The sequence below is a fragment of the Telluribacter humicola genome, assembly GCF_017355935.1.
Lineage (GTDB): Bacteria > Bacteroidota > Bacteroidia > Cytophagales > Spirosomataceae > Telluribacter > Telluribacter humicola.
The window spans coordinates 66,340-85,871 of record NZ_JAFIQT010000009.1 but is presented as its reverse complement, the minus strand read 5'-3'; the positions used below and the strand labels follow the sequence as shown (position 1 = coordinate 85,871).

14 protein-coding genes are annotated in these 19,532 nt (G+C 52.1%); 12 read left to right on the top strand and 2 right to left on the bottom strand.

What is annotated here, in order from left to right; all coding sequences use genetic code 11:
- Positions 1 to 51 precede the first annotated feature (51 nt).
- The 12 genes from JUB14_RS25120 to JUB14_RS25065 all read left to right on the top strand — a co-directional run bounded on the left by JUB14_RS25120 (position 52) and on the right by JUB14_RS25065 (position 15,764).
- Positions 52 to 2,631, top strand: coding sequence for a TonB-dependent receptor domain-containing protein (locus JUB14_RS25120; RefSeq protein ID WP_207509623.1), 2,580 nt, complete (start codon positions 52 to 54; stop codon positions 2,629 to 2,631).
- A 194-nt stretch (positions 2,632 to 2,825) separates the two neighbouring features.
- On the top strand, positions 2,826 to 3,887 hold the full coding sequence (locus JUB14_RS25115) for a LacI family DNA-binding transcriptional regulator (protein WP_207509622.1): 1,062 nt from the start codon (positions 2,826 to 2,828) through the stop codon (positions 3,885 to 3,887).
- A gap of 155 nt (positions 3,888 to 4,042) precedes the next feature.
- On the top strand, positions 4,043 to 5,047 hold the full coding sequence (locus tag JUB14_RS25110) for a Gfo/Idh/MocA family protein (protein WP_207509621.1): 1,005 nt from the start codon (positions 4,043 to 4,045) through the stop codon (positions 5,045 to 5,047).
- A gap of 114 nt (positions 5,048 to 5,161) precedes the next feature.
- Complete coding sequence (locus JUB14_RS25105) at positions 5,162 to 6,514, top strand: Gfo/Idh/MocA family protein (RefSeq protein ID WP_207509620.1); 1,353 nt, start codon at positions 5,162 to 5,164, stop codon at positions 6,512 to 6,514.
- 9 nt (positions 6,515 to 6,523) lie between these two features.
- Positions 6,524 to 7,894, top strand: coding sequence for a sugar MFS transporter (locus JUB14_RS25100; protein ID WP_207509619.1), 1,371 nt, complete (start codon positions 6,524 to 6,526; stop codon positions 7,892 to 7,894).
- Positions 7,895 to 7,915: 21 nt separating this feature from the next.
- The gene (locus JUB14_RS25095; RefSeq protein WP_207509618.1) at positions 7,916 to 8,674 is read left to right on the top strand and encodes a glucosamine-6-phosphate deaminase; all 759 of its coding nucleotides are present in this window, start codon (positions 7,916 to 7,918) and stop codon (positions 8,672 to 8,674) included.
- Positions 8,675 to 8,685: 11 nt separating this feature from the next.
- Positions 8,686 to 9,900 (top strand): N-acetylglucosamine-6-phosphate deacetylase, encoded by a 1,215-nt coding sequence (gene nagA, locus JUB14_RS25090; RefSeq protein WP_207509617.1) that lies wholly within the window; start codon positions 8,686 to 8,688, stop codon positions 9,898 to 9,900.
- Positions 9,901 to 9,941: 41 nt separating this feature from the next.
- Positions 9,942 to 10,736, top strand: a complete 795-nt coding sequence (locus JUB14_RS25085) for a glucosamine-6-phosphate deaminase (protein ID WP_229368277.1) — start codon at positions 9,942 to 9,944, stop codon at positions 10,734 to 10,736.
- A gap of 85 nt (positions 10,737 to 10,821) precedes the next feature.
- A complete protein-coding gene (locus JUB14_RS25080) occupies positions 10,822 to 12,210 on the top strand; it encodes a putative oxidoreductase C-terminal domain-containing protein (protein ID WP_207509616.1) in 1,389 nt (462 codons plus the stop codon).
- A gap of 222 nt (positions 12,211 to 12,432) precedes the next feature.
- A complete protein-coding gene (locus JUB14_RS25075) occupies positions 12,433 to 13,626 on the top strand; it encodes an esterase (protein WP_207509615.1) in 1,194 nt (397 codons plus the stop codon).
- Positions 13,627 to 13,684: 58 nt separating this feature from the next.
- Positions 13,685 to 14,848: an esterase gene (locus tag JUB14_RS25070; RefSeq protein WP_207509614.1), complete on the top strand. Its 1,164-nt coding sequence runs from the start codon at positions 13,685 to 13,687 to the stop codon at positions 14,846 to 14,848.
- A gap of 40 nt (positions 14,849 to 14,888) precedes the next feature.
- Complete coding sequence (locus JUB14_RS25065; protein ID WP_207509613.1) at positions 14,889 to 15,764, top strand: alpha/beta hydrolase; 876 nt, start codon at positions 14,889 to 14,891, stop codon at positions 15,762 to 15,764.
- Positions 15,765 to 16,255: 491 nt separating this feature from the next.
- Here JUB14_RS25065 and JUB14_RS25060 read toward each other — a convergent pair whose 3' ends face one another.
- Positions 16,256 to 17,032, bottom strand: coding sequence for an alpha/beta fold hydrolase (locus JUB14_RS25060; protein WP_207509612.1), 777 nt, complete (start codon positions 17,030 to 17,032; stop codon positions 16,256 to 16,258).
- Positions 17,033 to 17,035: 3 nt separating this feature from the next.
- Complete coding sequence (locus JUB14_RS25055; protein WP_207509611.1) at positions 17,036 to 19,375, bottom strand: glycoside hydrolase family 3 protein; 2,340 nt, start codon at positions 19,373 to 19,375, stop codon at positions 17,036 to 17,038.
- Positions 19,376 to 19,532 lie beyond the last annotated feature (157 nt).

The following is a 19,532-nucleotide window of genomic DNA, read 5'->3' as shown; positions in this document are numbered from 1 at the left end:
CCGATTGTTGTTTTGCTTAACTAATTCTCACAAATCATAATAGTTTAAGCCATGAATAAGCTTTGCTTTTCTTTGATGCTGTCGACCGGTCTGGCCTTTTCTGCGTACGCGCAGGAAGCTCCGTCCTTTCCCGGCAATCGCCCCCAGCAACAACCCACTACTACTATTCCCGGAACAGCCGACGACAATTCTCCACGCGGCAACGGTAAAATTACCGGTGTACTGGTAGACTCCGTTTCAAACCAGCCTGTTGAATTTGCAGCAATATCACTCATTGACACTAAAACTAATAAGCCTATTGACGGTACTACTACTGACGATAAAGGTAAATTTACACTTAACAAAATAGCTCCCGGCAGCTACAAGCTATTAATCTCTTTTATAGGTTATAAAGGAAAAGAGGTTAAGAATATATCCATTGATCGCCGTACCGATATAGAATTGGGCAATGTAGTACTTACTCCCGATATCGTTCAGCTGAAAGAGGTAGAGGTAGTAGGTCAGGCCGCTATGATCGAAGAGAAGGTAGACAGACTGGTGTACAACGCCGAAAAGGACGTAACCAGCAAGGGTGGTGATGCCGCCGACGTAATGCGTAAGGTACCTATGCTCTCCGTGGATCTGGACGGTAATGTATCACTCCGTGGTAGCTCCAACGTACGGGTACTGATCAACAACAAACCTTCTACCATCATAGCCAGCAGCGTCGGGGATGCCCTGAAGCAGATCCCGGCTGACATGATCAAGTCGGTAGAAGTAATTACTTCTCCCTCGGCCCGCTACGATGCCGAAGGTACCGCCGGTATCATCAATATCATTACCAAGAAAAATACCTTACAGGGAGCAACGCTGGATATAAACGGTGGAGCCGGTAACCGCGGTGCCATGCTGGGTCTGCGGGGTAGCTACCGCGCCGGCAAGATGGGCTTTAACCTGAGTGGTTTTGGCCGGGCCAACTATAACGTAAAAGGCGAGTCAGAAAACCTTCAGATAGGTCTTAGTCCTCTGAATCCTTTCTCAATTCGTCAAACGACCGACTCACGTAACGGCGGTATGTTTGGATCATACCAACTGGGCTGGGACTACGACATCAGCAAGACCTCCTTCCTGACCGCCAGTATCCGCTACGGTACCCGTAACCAGATTTCAAGCCAGAATATTTCTACGTTCAGATCTCTGGGTGTGATTCCCGTTACCTCTACTTCATACCGTGATGTGGATGTAAAAGACCTGTCCGGGACCGTAGACGTAAATGTTGACTATACCAAAACCCTTAAGAAACCACAGCAGGAAGTAAGTGTACTGACGCAGTTCAGCCGGAACAACCGCACCAACAACTTCGACGCAGATATTTTCTCTGACAACAATACGTTGAAAGAACTACTTGGTCAGGAAGGCAACCGTAACAGCAGCTACAATCAGGAAAGTACCGTACAGGTAGACTACCAGACGCCTATCAAGAAGAATCAGATGTTCGAAATAGGTGGAAAGGCTATTCTGCGCCAGGTACTGAGCGACTTTTCCTACTACAGTAATATTCCTGGAAGTATGCCACGTCCGTCCAGCGAACTGAACTATGATCAGAATGTAGCCGCTTCGTACTTCTCGTACACCCTCAATACCAAGAACAAGTACTCGTTCAAAGTAGGTACACGCTACGAGTATACAACCATCGACGCCAATCAGGGAGAAGCCACGTTGAACATCCCAAGCTACGGTAACCTGGTACCTAGTCTTAACGTATCCAAAACGCTGAAAGGTGGCAAGACCATCAAACTGGCCTACAACCGCCGCCTGCAGCGCCCCGGTATTCAATTCCTAAACCCTAACATAAATGCAGCCAACCCTCAGAACATTACTGTGGGTAATCCCAACCTGTCACCCGAGCTGACCGATCAGCTGGAGGCCGGTACCAGCTGGTTCAAGAAGTCGGTATTCATCAACTTCTCAGTATACGCCCGTAACACCGACAACTCCATCGAGAGCATCCGTACTACTGATGAGCGTGGAGTCATTACGACTACCTATGGCAACATCGGCCACAAGCAGACCTATGGTACCAACGTGTTTGGTAACATGACGCTCTTCTCGAAGTGGCAGCTAGGTGGTGGAGTGGATGCTTACTATGTGTTCCTGTCAAACAATAACCCTGATCCTACCCTGTTTGCCCAAAACGAAGGCCTGGTCATGACCGGTCGTTTCTTTACGAACCTAACACTGCCCAAAGGATGGGGTATTCAGGGCTTTGGCTTTATCCGGGGCCGCGACGTACAGCTCCAGGGGTATCAGACTGGCTTTGCCTTCTATAACCTGGGCTTCAAGAAAGACTTTGCTGACAAAAAAGGTAGCCTTGGCTTAGCCTTTGAAAACTTCCTGGCTGATGCTTTCAAAACCAAAACCGAACTGGCTACTCCTACCTTTACCCAGTACAACACCAACCTGATGTACAATCGGGGTGTTCGCCTGACCTTTTCGTATAAGTTAGGCAAAATGAGCTTTGACGCGCCAAGCCGTCGTAACCGCAAATCTGTAAATAACGATGACGTTAAGAGCGGTGGTGACGGAGATGGTGGAGGCCAGCCACAACAGCAGGCCAGCCCTGCTCCCGGCGGCGGACGTCCGCGTCAGTAGCATGAGTAGAATATATGTGAGAAAAGTATATAAAAAGACTCTCGACGCTGTCGGGAGTCTTTTTTGTTGACATAGCACATACTACCGATCTAGCCTGATTCGGGTGAAAAATGGTTTTTTATAGAATATAAATCGGAAGTTTATACCTTTAATCTATCCAAACCCTCAACTAGGACCGCTCTAACTTTCTATTTATGAATCAGGACAAAGAGATAATCGGCGTCAAAGAAATTGCCCGCAGAGCCAACGTTTCCATTGCCACAGTAGATAGAGTCATCCATAACCGGACCGGCGTTTCAGTCAAAACCCGGAACAAGATCAATGCGATCATTCAGGAACTGGACTACCAGCCCAATATACTGGCCAGCCGACTGGCTTCAAAGAAGACCATCCACCTGGCTATCCTGATTCCCAGCGCTTCGGACGAGACCCAGTTCTGGCAGGCCCCGCTGCGGGGAATTCGCCGGGCCGAAAGCGAAATAAAGCAGTACGGTGTCCATATCGATACGTATTTTTTTGATCTGAATGATAAAGAGTCATTCAGGAAGCAGGCGCGCGCTATTCTGGATAAAAAGGTCAATGGAGTACTTCTTTCTCCTTCTTTTGTAGAGGAATGCACGGAGTTTATCAAATCCTGTAATCAGAAATCTATCCCCTACGTATTTATTGACTCTACCATTCCCCACCAGAATAATCTGTCGTACATAGGCCCTCACCTGTTTCAGAGCGGGTACCTGGGTGCCCAACTACTGACCTACGGACTCAAAGGCAACAGTCACAAGCTGCTCATTGTGAATATTTCGAAGGAGGTGGATAACTTCAACTACCCACAGATCGAAGAAGGCTTCCGAAGTTTTTTTCAGGAAAGGGGAGATTCTAATGCTATTGTCCGGATTGACATCAGACAGACGGGATACGCATCGGTACGGGAGGAATTGTCCAAAGCTCTGCAACAGCACCCCGACGTGGATGCACTATTTGTTACCAACTCCCGCGTATCTTCCGTCGCCCGTTTTCTGGAAAGCCAGAGCCTGCATGATACACTGCTAATCGGCTACGATTACCTGCCCGACAACATCGAGTACCTCAAAAAAGGTACTATCGACTTCCTGATCTGTCATAAGCCCGAAGAGCAGGGGTACCGGGGTGTGATGGCACTGTACCAGACGCTGGTGTTTTCGGCGTCCGTAGAAAAGGAATATTTCATGCCCATTGATATCGTGACCCGGGGCAACTACGAGTACTACCGCAACTAGCCTACAAACCACTTTTGGGTTAATCATAGATAGATTGTAAATAAAATCAGGTCATGATTAGGGATATACAAAAAAATTTACGAATTTTCGGGTACGTACCCGAAGCTGAATATATCAAGTAGACATTGCTATTCCTAAACCCGCTTTTTAATCATATGTCAACCTCTTTGAACAGAAGAAAATTTTTACAGGCTACCGCCCTGACCGGCCTCAGCCTGGGTCTATCCGGCCGGCTCAACGCTTCCGGTATAGCTCAGGGCAAACGAGTGGGGATCATAGGCCTGGATACCTCCCACAGCATGGCCTTTACCAAGCTGCTCAACGCTCCCGAAGCCGGACCGGAGTTGGCAGGCTATAAGGTAGTAGCGGCCTATCCGCAGGGAAGCAAGGATATTGAGTCCAGCGTAAAGCGTATACCTGGTTATACCGAAGATATTAAGAAGCTCGGCGTGGAAATAGTGGGTTCTGTCAAAGAGCTGCTGGATAAGGTAGATGTAGTGCTGCTGGAAACCAACGATGGCCGACTGCACCTTGAGCAGGCTCTGCCGGTATTGAAGGCAGGCAAGCGTATGTTCATTGACAAGCCGGTAGCGGCTTCCCTGTCCGATGCGGTGGCTATCTACGAAGCTTCTAAAAAATATAAAGTACCCGTGTTCTCAGCTTCGTCACTCCGGTACATCAAAGGGGTGGAGAATGTAAATAAGAGCGAGGTAGTAGGTGCCGATACATTCAGCCCGGCCGTATTGGAGAAGACCCACCCCGACCTGTTCTGGTACGGAGTACACGGGGTGGAAGCGCTCTACACCGTCATGGGCACCGGCTGTAAGGAGCTACGACGGATCCACACGCCCGACACCGACATAGTGGTAGGTATCTGGAACGACGGCCGCGTAGGTACCTTCAGAGGTACCCGCACCGGCAAGCACGACTACGGCGGCACTGTCTATACCACCAAAGGCAACGTAACCCTGGGTCCTTACAACGGCTACCAGCCCTTACTCCTGGACATCGTGAAGTACTTTGAGACAGGCGTGGTACCTGTAACGCCCGAAGAGACCATAGAGATATTCGCGTTCATGGAAGCCGCCGACGAAAGCAAGCGTCAGAATGGAGCTACCGTAAGTCTGGAAAGTGTGATGACCAGAGCCCGTAAATCGTAGTAGTCCGGCCTGATCTAATAACCTTATATACAGTATAATATTCTTGCTAAAGACTTATTCCTAACCCTTACATACCATATACCTAGTTCCTAACCCTTTCCTTTTTACTCTTTTATGAAAAAAGTTAATGAATCGCGCCGGGAGTTTATTAAAAAGACGGTAACCGGAGCTGCTGCCCTATCCGTAGGTGGCGCTCTGCCCGGTTTTAGCGCCAGGAGCTACGCCAGCATACTCGGTGCCAATGAGCGCGTCAAAGTCGCGGTAATGGGTGTCAACAGCCGCGGCTTTGCCCTAGCCAGCAATTATGCCCTACAGCCCAACTGTGAGGTAGTGTATATTTCAGATGTAGACTCCCGGGCCGCCGATAAGTGTATCGATGCGGTTGATAAGATTCAGGGCTCCCGGCCCAAGGCCCAGCCGGACTTCCGGAAAACGCTGGAAGATAAAAACATGGATGCCCTGGTGGTGGCGGCGCCTGACCACTGGCATGCTCCGGCGGCTATCCTGGCCTCCAAAGCGGGCAAGCACGTATACCTCGAAAAGCCCTGCAGCCACAATCCCCACGAAGGGGAGCTATTGGTAGCGGCAGCGAAGAAGTACAAAAACGTGATCCAGATGGGCAACCAGCGCCGCTCGTGGCCCAAAGTAGCCGAGGCCATTGCCGAAGTACAAAACGGCATCATCGGTCGTCCTTACTTTGCCAAGGGCTGGTATACCAACAACCGCCCTTCCATCGGTATTGGCAAAGAAGTAGCCGTACCCTCCTGGCTGAACTATGAACTGTGGCAGGGACCGGCACCACGCCAGGCCTACCGGGACAATATTCTTCACTATAACTGGCACTGGTTCTGGAACTGGGGCACCGGCGAAGCCCTCAACAACGGTACCCATATGGTGGACCTCATGCGCTGGGGCCTGGGTGTGGAGTACCCAACCCTCGTTACCTCCGCCGGGGGCCGCTACCGCTACCAGGACGATTGGCAAACGCCTGACACACAGGTCATTACGATGGATTTTGCCAATAAAACCAGCATGACCTGGGAAGGCCGCAGCTGTAACGGCAAGCACATCGAAGACGGCAGCGTAGGCGTGATTTTCTACGGCGACACCGGATCTGTATATATAGAAGGCGGTAACTCCTACAAGGTATACGACCTGAACAATAAGCTGGTGAAGGACGTCAAGAATGACATAGCCATTGATGCCCGCGACCGCATGAATCCCTCGCAGAAGCTGGATGCCATTCATATCCAGAACTTCTTTGACGGCATCCGCAAAGGTACCCCCCAAACCTCCGACATTGTGGGCGGGCACCAGAGTACACTCCTCTGCCAGTTGGGCAATATAGCCCTTCGCTCAGGCAGTACCCTGCATACTGATCCGACCAACGGACACATCAAGAATAATCCGGAGGCCATGAAGCTCTGGAAAAGGGAGTATCAGCGTGGATGGGAACCTACTGTATAAGCCTAAGCTATGATAAGCACTAAAACGGCCTCCGCAAGGCAGCAACCCGTAGCGGTGGATGTAAGCTCACTGAGCAAGCGGGATACCGTGATATCCATCTTTATCATAGGGCTGATGTTCTTTATCTTCGGCTTTGTGTCCTGGGTCAACGCCATCCTGATCCCCTATTTTAAGATAGCCTGCGAGCTCACCAGCTTTCAGTCATACCTGGTGGCGTTTGCCTTTTATATCTCCTACTTTGTCATGTCGGTTCCGGCCTCCTATCTGCTGAAGGCGGTGGGCTTCAAGAAGGGCATGATGGTAGGATTCTGGACAATGGCCGTAGGAGCGTTCATATTCGTTCCGGCGGCCATGACCCGGACCTACGAGATATTCCTGCTGGGACTATTTACGATTGGTTTGGGACTGGCTATTCTGCAGACGGCGGCTAATCCTTACATCACTATTCTGGGGCCAAAGGAGCGGGCCGCCCAGCGGATCAGTATCATGGGTATCTGCAACAAAGGCGCGGGTATCCTGGCACCTATCCTGTTTGCGGCCGTGATCCTGCGTCCTACCGACAGCGCCCTCTTTGCCCAGCTATCGCAAATGAGTGATGTCGAGCGCAACGCGGCTCTGGACGAACTCATACGTCGGGTGATCGTGCCTTACGCTACGGTAGGTACGGTACTGGTCGCACTAGGTCTGTTTGTACGTTACTCTCCCCTACCGGAGATCAATACGGAACAGGAAAGTCCGGAGCTGGCTACCGCTAATGCTACCAAGACGAGCATATTTCAGTTTCCTCACCTGATCCTGGGAGCTCTTGCTATTTTCCTGCACGTAGGTACTCAGGTCATTGCCATTGACACTATTATTCCGTACGCCAACTCCATGGGTATTAGCCTGCTGGAGGCAAAGGTGTTCCCGTCCTATACGCTGGCTGTAACTATCTGCGGATACCTGCTGGGTATCTCGGCCATTCCTAAACTTTTCAGTCAGGTTACGGCACTGCGCGTCTGTACCCTGCTGGGAGCCCTATTTACGCTGCTGATTATCTTTGCCCGCGGCACCGTTGGCTTCCTTGGCCACGAGGCAGACCTTTCCATCTGGTTTGTGGTGCTGCTGGGCCTGGCCAATTCGCTGGTATGGGCGGGTATCTGGCCCCTGGCGCTGGACGGACTGGGACGTTTCACCAAGTTGGGCGCTTCCATTCTGATCATGGGACTGTGCGGCAACGCCATCATGCCTCTTTTCTACGGCTATTTCGCCGATCTCTATGATGTACGTACTGCTTACTGGGTACTTTTCCCGTGTTACCTCTACCTGGTATTCTATGCCTTTGTGGGACATCAGCTCAGGCGGTGGTCGCCGGGAGGAGTTAGTGTAAGTACTAAGTAGTTTCCGAATCCGCATTACAATATGAAGATCAATATATCCGATGCCCCACAGGGGCTGGGTGAAGCAGCCGGCTCGCTTACTGCTGACCTGATCCGTACTACCATCGCTCAAAGAGGCAGAGCCAACATTATCCTCGCTACGGGCACCAGCCAGTTCGAAACCCTAAAGCAGCTCGTAGCCGCCAGCGATATCGACTGGAGCAAAGTAGTGATGTTTCATCTGGATGAATATCTGGATTTGCCCATTACACATCCGGCCAGCTTCCGCAAGTACCTCAGGGAGCGCTTCCTGGAACAGGTACCTCCTCTAAAAGAGGTCTACCTGATCAATGGCGAAGCCGATGCCACAGCCGAATGCGTCCGTTTGGGCGAGCTTATTGAGCAACATCCTATTGATGTAGCGCTGGTAGGTATCGGTGAGAATGGCCACCTGGCCTTCAATGATCCTCCGGCTGACTTCAATACTGAGCAGCCGTACATTGTAGTGGATCTGGATGAGCCCTGCCGTCGGCAACAGCTGGGCGAAGGCTGGTTTGCTTCACTGGATGATGTACCTACCCAAGCCATCAGTATGTCCATCAGGCAGATCATGAAGTCGAAGCACATCATTTGTTCCGTACCCGATGCCCGGAAGGCCGTAGCGGTACAGAACTGCCTCGAACAGCCGGTAAGCAACCTGCATCCGGCCAGCATCCTGCGTACCCATCCTAATTGCTCACTCTTTCTGGATCAAGCCTCGGCCAGTCTTCTTTCTGATATCGTGACTGCCGAAGCAGAGTAAACAGACCTTTAATGAAACCAGTAAAAATAGTAAACGGTACCCTACTCACCCCCTACCGCACCATTCGCGGAGGAACAGTAGTGGTTACCGATGGTACTATCACCGACATAAGCGACCGGGACATAGACATACCGGATGCTATTGAGATCGACGCGGCAGGCAAGTATGTGGCACCGGGCTTCATAGATATACATATTCACGGTGGTGGCGGGTATGACTTCATGGATGGTAGCCAGGAGGCCTTCCTGAAGATAGCTGAACTGCACGCCCAGTACGGTACGACCGCCATGGTACCTACCACCCTGACCAGCGAAAAAGAAGACCTGCTGCGTACACTGGATCTTTTTGAACAGGCAAAAAAAGCGAATACTACCGGAGCCCAGCTACTGGGTATGCACCTGGAAGGCCCTTACTTCGCCATGAACCAGCGAGGCGCGCAGGACCCGCGCTACATTCGCGACCCGGACCCGGTCGAGTACCGCGAAGTACTCAGCCATTCCTCGTCCATTCTGCGCTGGAGTGCCGCGCCCGAGCGACCGGGTGCCATTGAGTTTGGCAGGTACCTCCGCTCTCAGGGAGTACTCGCGGCACTGGCCCATACGGATGCGGTGTACGACGAGGTACTGGAGGCCTTTGAGCAGGGGTACAACCTGGCTACGCACCTGTATTCGGCGATGCTGGGGGTTACGCGTCGTAATGCTTTTCGGTATGCGGGCGCGGTAGAAGCAGCCTTTTTGATTGAGGAAATGGATGTAGAGATCATAGCCGATGGTGTACACCTGCCACCACCTCTACTGAAGCTGGTTTACAAGATCAAAGGCCCGGAGCGTACGGCACTCATCACCGATGCCATGCGTGCGGCCGGTATGCCTCCCGGCGAAAGTACCCTGGGTTCCCTGCAGAATGGACTTAAAGTCATTGTGGAAGATGGCGTAGCCAAGCTTCCCGACCGCACCGCCTTTGCCGGCAGTGTAGCTACCGCCGACCGGCTGGTGCGTACCATGGTGCAGCTGGCCGACGTACCGCTGCTGGATGCCATCCGGATGATCACGGCTACCCCCGCCCGTATTATGGGTGTTGATAGTCGAAAAGGATCTTTATTGAAAGGTAAGGACGCCGACCTGGTCATTTTTGATGAGAATATTAACATAGATACTACTATGGTTATGGGTAAGGTCGTCTACCACCGGGCTGACGTACCCAAAGACGTACTTACCGATAACTGAATACCCCAAACCTTAGCACCCACCCGAAAATAACATCCCTAATGAATCAGGCACTAGTAGATACACTTAATGTAAAAAGTTTTGAAACCCGACTCCAGATGGGGCAGAATGCCGCCCAACTGACAGGAGAAAAAATACGGGAACTACTCCGGACCCGCCCATCGGTGAATATGATTTTTGCCGCGGCTCCCTCACAGAATGAATTCCTGGCCGCTCTATCCGAAGAAGACATCGACTGGAGCAGGATCACCGCCTTTCATATGGATGAGTACATAGGCTTACCGTCCGATGCTCCCCAGGGTTTTGGGCAGTTCCTGCGTACCCGGCTGTTTGACAAGGTACCCTTCCGGGCGGTACATTACCTCAACGGCAATACCGAAAGTCCCGAAGCGGAGTGCCTCCGCTATACCGAGTTGCTGAAGCAGCACCCCGTCGATATCGTATGCATGGGAATCGGCGAAAACTGTCACATCGCCTTCAACGATCCGCACGTAGCCGATTTTGAGGATCCGCACTGGGTGAAGGTGGTAGATCTGGACCTGGCCTGCCGGCAACAGCAGGTGAATGACGGCTGCTTTGAGAGTCTGGATCAGGTACCTCACTACGCCCTGACGCTCACGGTACCCGCCCTGATGGCGGCCAGCCATGTGTACTGCATGGTACCCGGCCCCAGCAAGGCCGACGCTATTTTCAATACGCTTTGTGGGGGAATCAGTGCCGAGTTTCCGTCTACCATTCTGAGAAAGCACCCGGACGCTACGCTGTTCATTGACAATGACAGCGCCAAACTTCTGACTAAGGGAGCGGCTTTTTCATTAGAATCAGATTTAAACTAAGAACTACATGTAGGTAAAGCTAACTAGCATGTAGTACCTTACATTTGCTAGCAGCTAACAACCTAATTCCTAAAAGCTACTTTTCATGAAAGTCAAAAAACTATTGCCCTCGCTCCTCGCTACCGCTCTTGTGGCAGGACAGGGATGCCAGACCATGAAATCAACCGAAAGTACCGACCAACAGCTTGGGCTCATGGTGGTAGATCCCGGCCACTTCCACGCCGCACTGGTTCAGAAGTACATGTACGATAACATGAGTCCGGTGGTACACGTATACGCTCCCGAAGGTCCCGATGTAAAATCCTATCTGGATAAGATCGAAAAGTACAATGCCCGGCCCGAAGACCCAACCAAGTGGGAGGAGAAGACCTATACCGGCACCGACTACCTCGAAAAAATGCTGGCGCAGAAGCCGGGTAATATTGTAGTACTGGCCGGAAACAACCAGAAGAAAACCAGCTATATCAAACAAGCCGTAGACGCGGGTCTGCATGTGCTGGCTGATAAACCCATGGCCATCAATGCCGAGGGCTTTGAACTCCTGAAGCAGGCTTTCGCCAGCGCGGAGAAGAACAACGTACTGCTTTACGATATTATGACCGAGCGGTACGAGATTACCAATACGCTGCAGCGGGAGCTGGCAAACATGCCGGAGATATTCGGTGAGCTGCAGAAGGGCACCCCTCAGGAGCCGGCCGTAGTGAAGGAGAGCGTACACCATATTTTCAAGTACATTTCGGGCGATCCCATCGTACGTCCGGCCTGGTTCTTTGACGTAACGCAGCAGGGCGAAGGTATAGTCGACGTGACCACTCACCTCGTAGACCTGGTACAGTGGGCGAGCTTCCCCGAAACGCCGCTGGACTACCAGAAAGACGTTCAGATCCTGTCTGCCCGTCGCTGGCCTACTGCCATGACACCCAGCCAGTTCAAGAAAGTCACTAAGCTCAACGAATATCCGGAGTATCTGAATAAAGATACGAAGGACAGTATTCTACAAGTGTACTCCAACGGAGAAATGAACTATACACTCAAAGGCGTACACGCCAAGGTACTGGTTAAGTGGGACTTTGAGGCTCCCGAAGGTACCGGCGACACCCACTACTCCATCATGCGTGGTTCCAAAGCCAACCTCATCATCCGCCAGGGCAAGGAGCAGAACTACAAGCCGGTGCTGTACATCGAGCCAGTAGGCTCCGATGCCAGCTACGAGCAGAATCTGAAAACGGCCTTTGCAAAAGCAGCTGAGGAGTACCCCGGTATAGAACTGAAAAAAACACAGGCAGGTTGGGAAATAACAGTACCTCAGAAGTATGACACCGGCCACGAGGCCCATTTCTCACAGGTAGCACAGAAGTACATGGAGTATCTGAAAGAAGGTAAGCTGCCCGCGTGGGAGGTACCTAATATGCTTACCAAGTACTATACTACTACGCAGGCCCTGAAGAAAGCCGCCAACGGCCAGCAACAGTAAGTACCTATTACTAACAACACCAGAGCCTGCTCATTAAAATGTGAGCAGGCTTTTCTTTTTATCAGGGATGGCCCTATTACTAATTGATTGAGCCAGATCAATGATCTACAATTGCTATTAAGTTATATTCATTCAAAATATTTTCATAAAATAATACTGGCAGCTATTGCAGCCCAAATCTTTTTGTAAATTTAACACAAAGATAGATTTATACCCAGACCTATGAAAAGATCTATTCGCAAAGTACTTCCTGCTCTACTGATACTAGCTGGTACTTACCAGGTACAGGCCCAGCAGGCCCACGTCAATCTGGACTGGAATCCGCAGAAGAACGACCGGAACCTGCTTCCCTTCGGAGCCAGTGTTATTTCACCCGAGGTACACGACGACCAGACGGTAACCTTCCGGCTGAAAGCACCCGACGCACGCGAAGTAGCTCTCACGGGTGGTCCCATGCTACTGGCACTTGGTGTAAAAGATCCTGTCCCTTTTAAGCGGGGCGATGACGGTATCTGGACGCTAAAAGTGGGTCCTATCAAGCCAGACATCTATGTATACAAACTTATTGTTGACGGCGTTACAGTACCGGATCCTAACAATACCCTCACCGGCTTCGCCGACCAGCCCGGCTGGAGCAATCTGGTGGTACACGGTACTGGTCCGGCTTACTACGATGCCAAACCGGTACCCCACGGTGCCGTAACCCGCCACATCTACCACTCCGATGTACTAAAAGGCGAGCGAGAAATGTACGTGTATACCCCACCCGGCTATGATCCGAAGAAGAAGTATCCGGTGCTGTACCTGGTGGGAGGCAGCGGCGAGCTGGCCTCCGGCTGGAGCCTCGACGGACGGGCTAACTTTATCATGGACAACCTGCTGGCCGAGGGCAAAGCGATACCTATGATCATCGCCATGCCCAACAACCAGGTACTTCACCGCAACGATCCGAAGCATACCGAGCTTACGTTTGACCTGTTCGAAGAAGAGCTCAAAAAGCACATCGTACCCTTTGTAGGCAAAACGTACAGTACCCGCGCCGACCGCAAGGGACGGGCTCTGGCCGGACTTTCCATGGGTGGTCGGCACACCCAGTTCGTAGGCTTTAAGAATCTGGACCTATTCAGCTCATTCGGTGTGCTGAGTGCGGGTGATATGGATACTGAGAAAACCAGTGCGGCCTTTCTGAACGATCCCGATGTGAACAAAAAAGTGGACTACCTGTTCGTGGGCCAGGGTACGGGTGAAGTAGAGACTATTGGTAAGCGAGCAGTAGCTCTGCGCGAGGCTCTACAAAAACACGGCGTAAAGCACCAGTACTACGTTGGAGGTGACGGCTCGCACGACTGGGGTACCTGGCGTCACCTGCTCTACTACCAGTTCCTGCCCAACCTGTGGCGGAGTAGCGCAAAGTAGTGTATGAGTTTAAAGTTTATGATTGAATGAGTAGCTAACCTTTTCAAACCTATCCCATATGAACCTGACAAGAAAATTAGCTTTCGCCATTGGTTTTTCAGCCGTGGCTTTGATAACCGCTCCTGAAGCCTTAGCTCAGGCCCAGCAACGCCAGCCAACTCCTAATGATACCCTACAGTCCCCCCGGGTATCGGCTGACAAAAAAGCGACCATTAGTATCTATGCACCCAAAGCCAGTGAAGTAACAGTATCCGGTGATTTCTCGCCAGGTAAGCCCCTCCCCCTCACCAAAGGCGCAAGTGGTGTGTGGACTGTGACCACCGGTCCTCTCCGGCCCGACTACTACACCTACACCCTGATGGTAGACGGCGTACGTACCGTTGATCCTAAGAACCCGGTCATTAAGCAGGGAATCAATAGTCTGGAAAATGTCATGATAGTACCGGGGGCTGAGAATGCCTTTCAGGAAAATAAAAATGTACCGCATGGCGAGGTAAGGCAGGTATGGTACCAGTCAGACAATCTGGACATGATGCGGCGCATGCACGTGTACACGCCTCCCGGCTATGAAAAAGGTACTACGAAGTACCCCGTATTCTACCTGTTGCATGGTGGTGGCGACGACGACTCGGGCTGGAACTCCATTGGCCGCGCCAGCTTTATTCTGGACAATCTGATTGCTTCCGGTAAGGCGAAGCCCATGATTGTGGTGATGCCCAACGGAAGTATGCCTGCCTCAGCTTTCCCGGCTGGTACCCCTCAGAATGAGCGTATGAACAAGATGACAGACCTGTACTCAGCCGAACTGCTCAAAGCGGTAATGCCTTACGTAGAAAAAACCTACCGTGTCCTGCCCGGCCGTGAGAACCGCGCCATTGCTGGCCTTTCTATGGGTGGCCTGCAGACGCTGGATGTAGCCCTTTCCAATCCTGACTTATTCAACTATGTAGGTGTGTGGAGCTCGGGATTCTTTGGTCCTACCATTGATGTAGCCGAAAACAAGTACGCCAAGGCGCTAAAAGATCCGAACTTCAACAAGAACAAGAAGCTGTTCCTGCTGCAGATCGGCAAAGACGACTTCCTGATGGATGCCAGCAACAAGACCAAAGCCCTGCTGGACAAGAACCAGATCAAGTACCAGTACAAGGAAACCGAAGGCGGCCACACCTGGATCAACTGGCGGCAGTACCTCAATGAGTACGCTCAGGTACTCTTCAAGTAGGATTTCTTAATTACTTATATTATTCAATTACTATTTTTAAATGAAATTCGTACAGATTCTTTTCGTCGCGTGCCTGCTGGGCTTTTCTAACTTCTCCTTCGGAGCCAAGGTGGATTCCCTGGATATACCTAGTGCTGCCATGGGCAAAACCTATAAGGCCGCCGTAGTACTTCCCAGCTCTTATGCTAACAGCAAGCAGCCTTACCCGGTGCTGTACCTGCTACACGGAGGTGGGGGACAATTCAGCGATTGGCTATCCAAGACGCCTGACAAGATGCTGCTTCACAAGCTGGCGGATCAGTACAACCTTATTATCGTGACACCCGAGGGCGAACGCCTCGGTGGCTACCTGGACAGCCCAATTCAGAAAGACAATAAATTTGAAACGTACATTACTCAGGAAGTCGTAGAGAAGATTGATAAGACCTACCGTACCATCCGCGACCGCAAGGGGCGCGTCATCACGGGCCTCAGCATGGGGGGCCACGGTGCGCTGTTCCTGTCGGGACGGCACCCGGAGCTGTACTGCGCGGCGGGTAGTATGAGCGGAGCCCTTGACCTGAATGTAGATACCTGGAAATTAGATCCGGAAACGATCAAACGGATTTCCCCAGGCTTTGAGCGCATCCTGGGTCCTAAGGGAGCCACACCCGACCAGTATGCCGCACATTCAGTTGTATACATGGCGGAGAAGTTGAAGACTAACGACGTAAGGCTGATCATTGACTGCGGTGTAGATGACTTCCTGATTGAGCCCAACCGCGAGCTGCACCGTCGACTGGTGTACAACAAGACGCCTCACGACTACATCGAGCGCCCCGGCGGCCATACCTGGGATTATTGGGAAAACTCACTCCCCTACCACGTCCTGTTCTTTCACAAGGTACTTAAGGCGAATGGTAGTGTTATTCCTTAATGGCTTTCAGACAAGCTTATGGAGTTTTAAGATAAAATCTAAATCCTTTGGGTACTGCCCACTTTCGCCCTCACGGCCGGGCGGGCCCCGCCCTCTCAACACCGCTAGCATATTTATGACCCTGCGCTTGCCAGCCGCACACTGGCCATAAATATAGGCGGCTTATGAGAGGGCTGTTAGTGATTGCATAGTTCATGTTAAGTAGAGATAGTACTTATGGTTTTTTAAATATGTATCTCTTTTCTTATAATGCACTCTGTCAAATTTCTCAGCTCTCCCCTAAGCCGACCTTAGCCTGCGGGCCTATGTGCGGCTGGCTTTGCGCAGGCACGCAGGGTACAGAGGCGTGGGGAGAGCGCCGCCCGCCCGGCGGAGGAGGGCGAAAGATTGCATCACCCAGAAAAGCCAGGATAAAGCCTATAAATAAGAAAAGCAGAAAGCCCCGAACGCATCAGTACGTTCGGGGCTTTCTGTTTTAGGTAAAGAGCACTTTACTTGGCTTTATCCAGTAACTCTACCAGTTCCTGGGGCTTGGACCACTGAGGATTATGATCGGCGCTCATCTCGACATAGTTCCAGCCGCGCTGCTTGGCGCGCTCCGAAAACTTAAAGAACCCATCCTCTTCGGGCTTCTTGCCGGGATCTACGGTTAGGATGTAGGTGGCGGGTAGCTGACGGGCCGCCGCATTTTTCAGCGAGATGGGTTCGGTCAGCGTCTTCACCGGATGCGGTACATCTTTGGGTGGTTTCTGATCAGCCTTTACCCAGGCCGGTACCAGAAAGCCATCTTTCTCCATACGCCGTATCCCCTCACTCTGAGCAGGGCTACCCTGCGCAGTAAACGCGCTCTCCCCATCGTTGGGTACGAAGGCATCCAGGTACACCAGCCGCTTGATCCGGTCGGGAATACGGTCGGCTACGCCGGTTACCACCATGCCGCCATAGCTATGCCCCATCAGGATCACGTCGTGCAGGTCTTCATACAGGATAGCATTTACTACGTCGTTGATGTGGGTAGTGAGGTTAATGTCCTGCGAAGCCAGGTGTACCCGCTCGCCCTGACCCGTCAGCGAAGGACGGTACACGTTGTAGCCGCGCGCCGTAAGCATGGAGTCCACTTTCTTGAACGACCAGCTACCACCCCAGGCGCCGTGTACCAGCACGTAAGTAGGTTGCTTGCCTCCCGCCTGTGCGGTAGCCCTGGTAAAAGGTACTGCAACCAGCCCCAGGAGCATGGCAGCAGCGGCAAGAAGTCTTTTTGTTTTCATAGGTTATTTTAGGGTTAAAGCCGGTTTTTTGTACTTAGAAGTACGGGCATCTTTAATAATACCCTTCCAGTTGAGGCCAAATCCAAAGTCGTAGGTATTGCCTTCCGAATCTACATATGATTTCATATCGCGCGGTACATCTTCAAACTGAGCTTCTACCGTTTGCATATCGGCCGGCATCTGCATGGGCAGCAGGGCCGAGGGTTCACTGGCTCCGGTAAGGATATCCATCATAGCCTGATCCTGCACACCGAAGTTCACCAGTAGCGCGTTGGTCTGCTTTTCAAATTCACCCACTACCGCCGGATTGGCCATATTCATGGACACAATCACCGGCTTGCCCTTCATCTTAGCGGCCGTTTCGGTGACCATGGTCAGGTCGCTGCTGTTGATCGTCTTCGTAGACTTACCCCTATAGGTACGGTTGGTAAACGTTTCCAGCGGGTCACCACCTCCTATACTGGGGTCGCGGGTACCCTGGGCGGTATAATCGCCGTACTGGAGGCTGATGGGTACGTAGCCAGTACCACCCGCCTTAGCCTCTTCGCTGTTGTAGCCACCATTAGAGTTGGGGCTCTGGATAAATACCAGTGCGTAGTCGGCCTCGTAAGGATTGTCCGTTACCTTGAAGTACTTCTTCACGATCTCCATATTCACTGGGTAGTCCAGCTTCTCAGGTATAGCCATTCCCAGGAAGTTACGTCCGGCCGGAGTGAAGCGCTTAGGTACATACACCGTCTTATTTTTAGTCAGTGGCAGTACATTCGCCTTGTTTTTCAGCATCACTACCGACTTCAGCTGCGCCTGGTAGCCTGCCTGCATGTACTCGGCCTTACCTACGGTGGCTTTGGTCTCGGCTGGATCAAGATAAGGATTCTCAAACAAGCCTACCCGGAAAATATTTTTCAGAAGGCGCACCGCCGACTGTTCAAAACGCGCCCTGATTTTTGCCTCGCCCTGCTCCTTTACCCCCAGTTGGTAGGCTTCTAGGACCGGGCCCATTTCGTTGTTGCCGCCGTACTGATCTACTCCCGCCATCAGGGCCTTGTAGTGCCGCTCTCCTACCGACAGCTTCTCCACGCCCCACGATTTACCCGTCAAGAATACGTCCACGGCGGTTTCGTCGCCTGTTACGAGCCAGTCGGTACATACGACGCCGTCGTAGCCGTACTTGCCGCGCAGCAGGTCGCCGATGATGTACTTGTTGTAGCTGTTACCTACGTTCTCGCCGTACTTTGCATCCTGTCCCTGGGAGATGGTATAGTAAGGCATCACCGCCGAGGCCATGCCTGTCTTACCATTTAGTTTAAAAGCTCCGTTGATAAATGGCAGGAAGTGCGACTTGAAATTTTTGCCGGGGTACACGGCATACTTGCCGTAGCCGTAGTGCGCATCGCGTCCGCCCTCACCGGAGCCACCGCCCGGCCAGTGCTTCACCATCGCGTTTACACTATTGAAGCCCCAGCCGTTGCGGATTTCCTTCGCCCCGGTGGAGGTTTGGAAACCGTCAATGTAGGTGCGGGCCATATCGGTAGCCAGCAGCGGATCTTCGCCAAAAGTGCCACTCGCGCGGTTCCAGCGGGGATCCGTAGCCAGGTCTACCTGGGGTGACAGAGCCGTAGCAATACCCAGTGCCCGGTACTCGGTAGCCGCAATCTGACCAAACTGACGTACCAGCTCCGGATTAAATGTAGCCGCCAGACCCAGTGAACCGGGCCACATGGAGATGGCCCCACCCGCTCCGGCGTTGTACTCGGCATCAGCGCGGGTACCGTGGCGGGGGTCCGAGCTGGTATTGGCCGGAATCCCGAGTCCGGTACTTTCCACCAGGGCTTGTACGTTGTTGTTCCATTGCGCGGCAATCTCAGGGCTTTGTACCGACGTTACCAGGATGTGCCGCAGGTTATCCTTGGTCAGAAATTCCTTTTGCTGATCCGACAGGTCGAAGGGCTGCACGCCGCTCTGGGCAAATACTTTTCCCCCGTAGGTACCTGCGAAAGGTCCACCGGCGGCGGCCGGTATAGGTTGGTGGCGGCTGTACAGCATCAGACCCGCTATCTGCTCCACGGATAGCTGCGAAGCCAGATCTTTGGCCCGTACGTCGGCGGGTAAGCGCCAGTCTTCGTACTTGTCGAGCTTGCCGTTCTTGTTCAGGTCTTTGAAAGCAAAGCCATCTACGGTCAGGAGCTTAACGCCGGAGGTAGTTGAGTAGCCAAGGGTCTGGCCGCCCCTATTGGTGACGGTTGCAATAGTACCTGCTCTGGTTTCAGTCCATTTCTGGGCGTGTACCTGCCCCGCCGTCAGCAGACTACCCAGGGCTAGAGGAATAATTATTTTTTTCATAAATATCACAAATAGTAAGTACTGATCAGTTGTAGCTGCAGGATTGGACTGCTAGTAAGGCCTGTGGAGACACGGGCTAGGGTTACAGAACGTTAGCAGGCCCCGTCGGACACGGGTTAGGGTGACAGCTTTATGATGCAGACACAAACTAACAGCT

Bases quoted from the DNA above. Each gene is read 5' to 3' on its own strand.
- JUB14_RS25065 (WP_207509613.1), top strand. From the start codon at position 14,889: ATGAAATTCGTACAGATTCTTTTCGTCGCGTGCCTGCTGGGCTTTTCT.
- JUB14_RS25055 (WP_207509611.1), bottom strand. From the start codon at position 19,375: ATGAAAAAAATAATTATTCCTCTAGCCCTGGGTAGTCTGCTGACGGCG.
- nagA (WP_207509617.1), top strand. From the start codon at position 8,686: ATGAAACCAGTAAAAATAGTAAACGGTACCCTACTCACCCCCTACCGC.
- JUB14_RS25080 (WP_207509616.1), top strand. From the start codon at position 10,822: ATGAAAGTCAAAAAACTATTGCCCTCGCTCCTCGCTACCGCTCTTGTG.
- JUB14_RS25105 (WP_207509620.1), top strand. From the start codon at position 5,162: ATGAAAAAAGTTAATGAATCGCGCCGGGAGTTTATTAAAAAGACGGTA.
- JUB14_RS25070 (WP_207509614.1), top strand. From the start codon at position 13,685: ATGAACCTGACAAGAAAATTAGCTTTCGCCATTGGTTTTTCAGCCGTG.
- JUB14_RS25120 (WP_207509623.1), top strand. From the start codon at position 52: ATGAATAAGCTTTGCTTTTCTTTGATGCTGTCGACCGGTCTGGCCTTT.
- JUB14_RS25110 (WP_207509621.1), top strand. From the start codon at position 4,043: ATGTCAACCTCTTTGAACAGAAGAAAATTTTTACAGGCTACCGCCCTG.
- JUB14_RS25085 (WP_229368277.1), top strand. From the start codon at position 9,942: ATGAATCAGGCACTAGTAGATACACTTAATGTAAAAAGTTTTGAAACC.
- JUB14_RS25115 (WP_207509622.1), top strand. From the start codon at position 2,826: ATGAATCAGGACAAAGAGATAATCGGCGTCAAAGAAATTGCCCGCAGA.
- JUB14_RS25060 (WP_207509612.1), bottom strand. From the start codon at position 17,032: ATGAAAACAAAAAGACTTCTTGCCGCTGCTGCCATGCTCCTGGGGCTG.
- JUB14_RS25100 (WP_207509619.1), top strand. From the start codon at position 6,524: ATGATAAGCACTAAAACGGCCTCCGCAAGGCAGCAACCCGTAGCGGTG.
- JUB14_RS25095 (WP_207509618.1), top strand. From the start codon at position 7,916: ATGAAGATCAATATATCCGATGCCCCACAGGGGCTGGGTGAAGCAGCC.
- JUB14_RS25075 (WP_207509615.1), top strand. From the start codon at position 12,433: ATGAAAAGATCTATTCGCAAAGTACTTCCTGCTCTACTGATACTAGCT.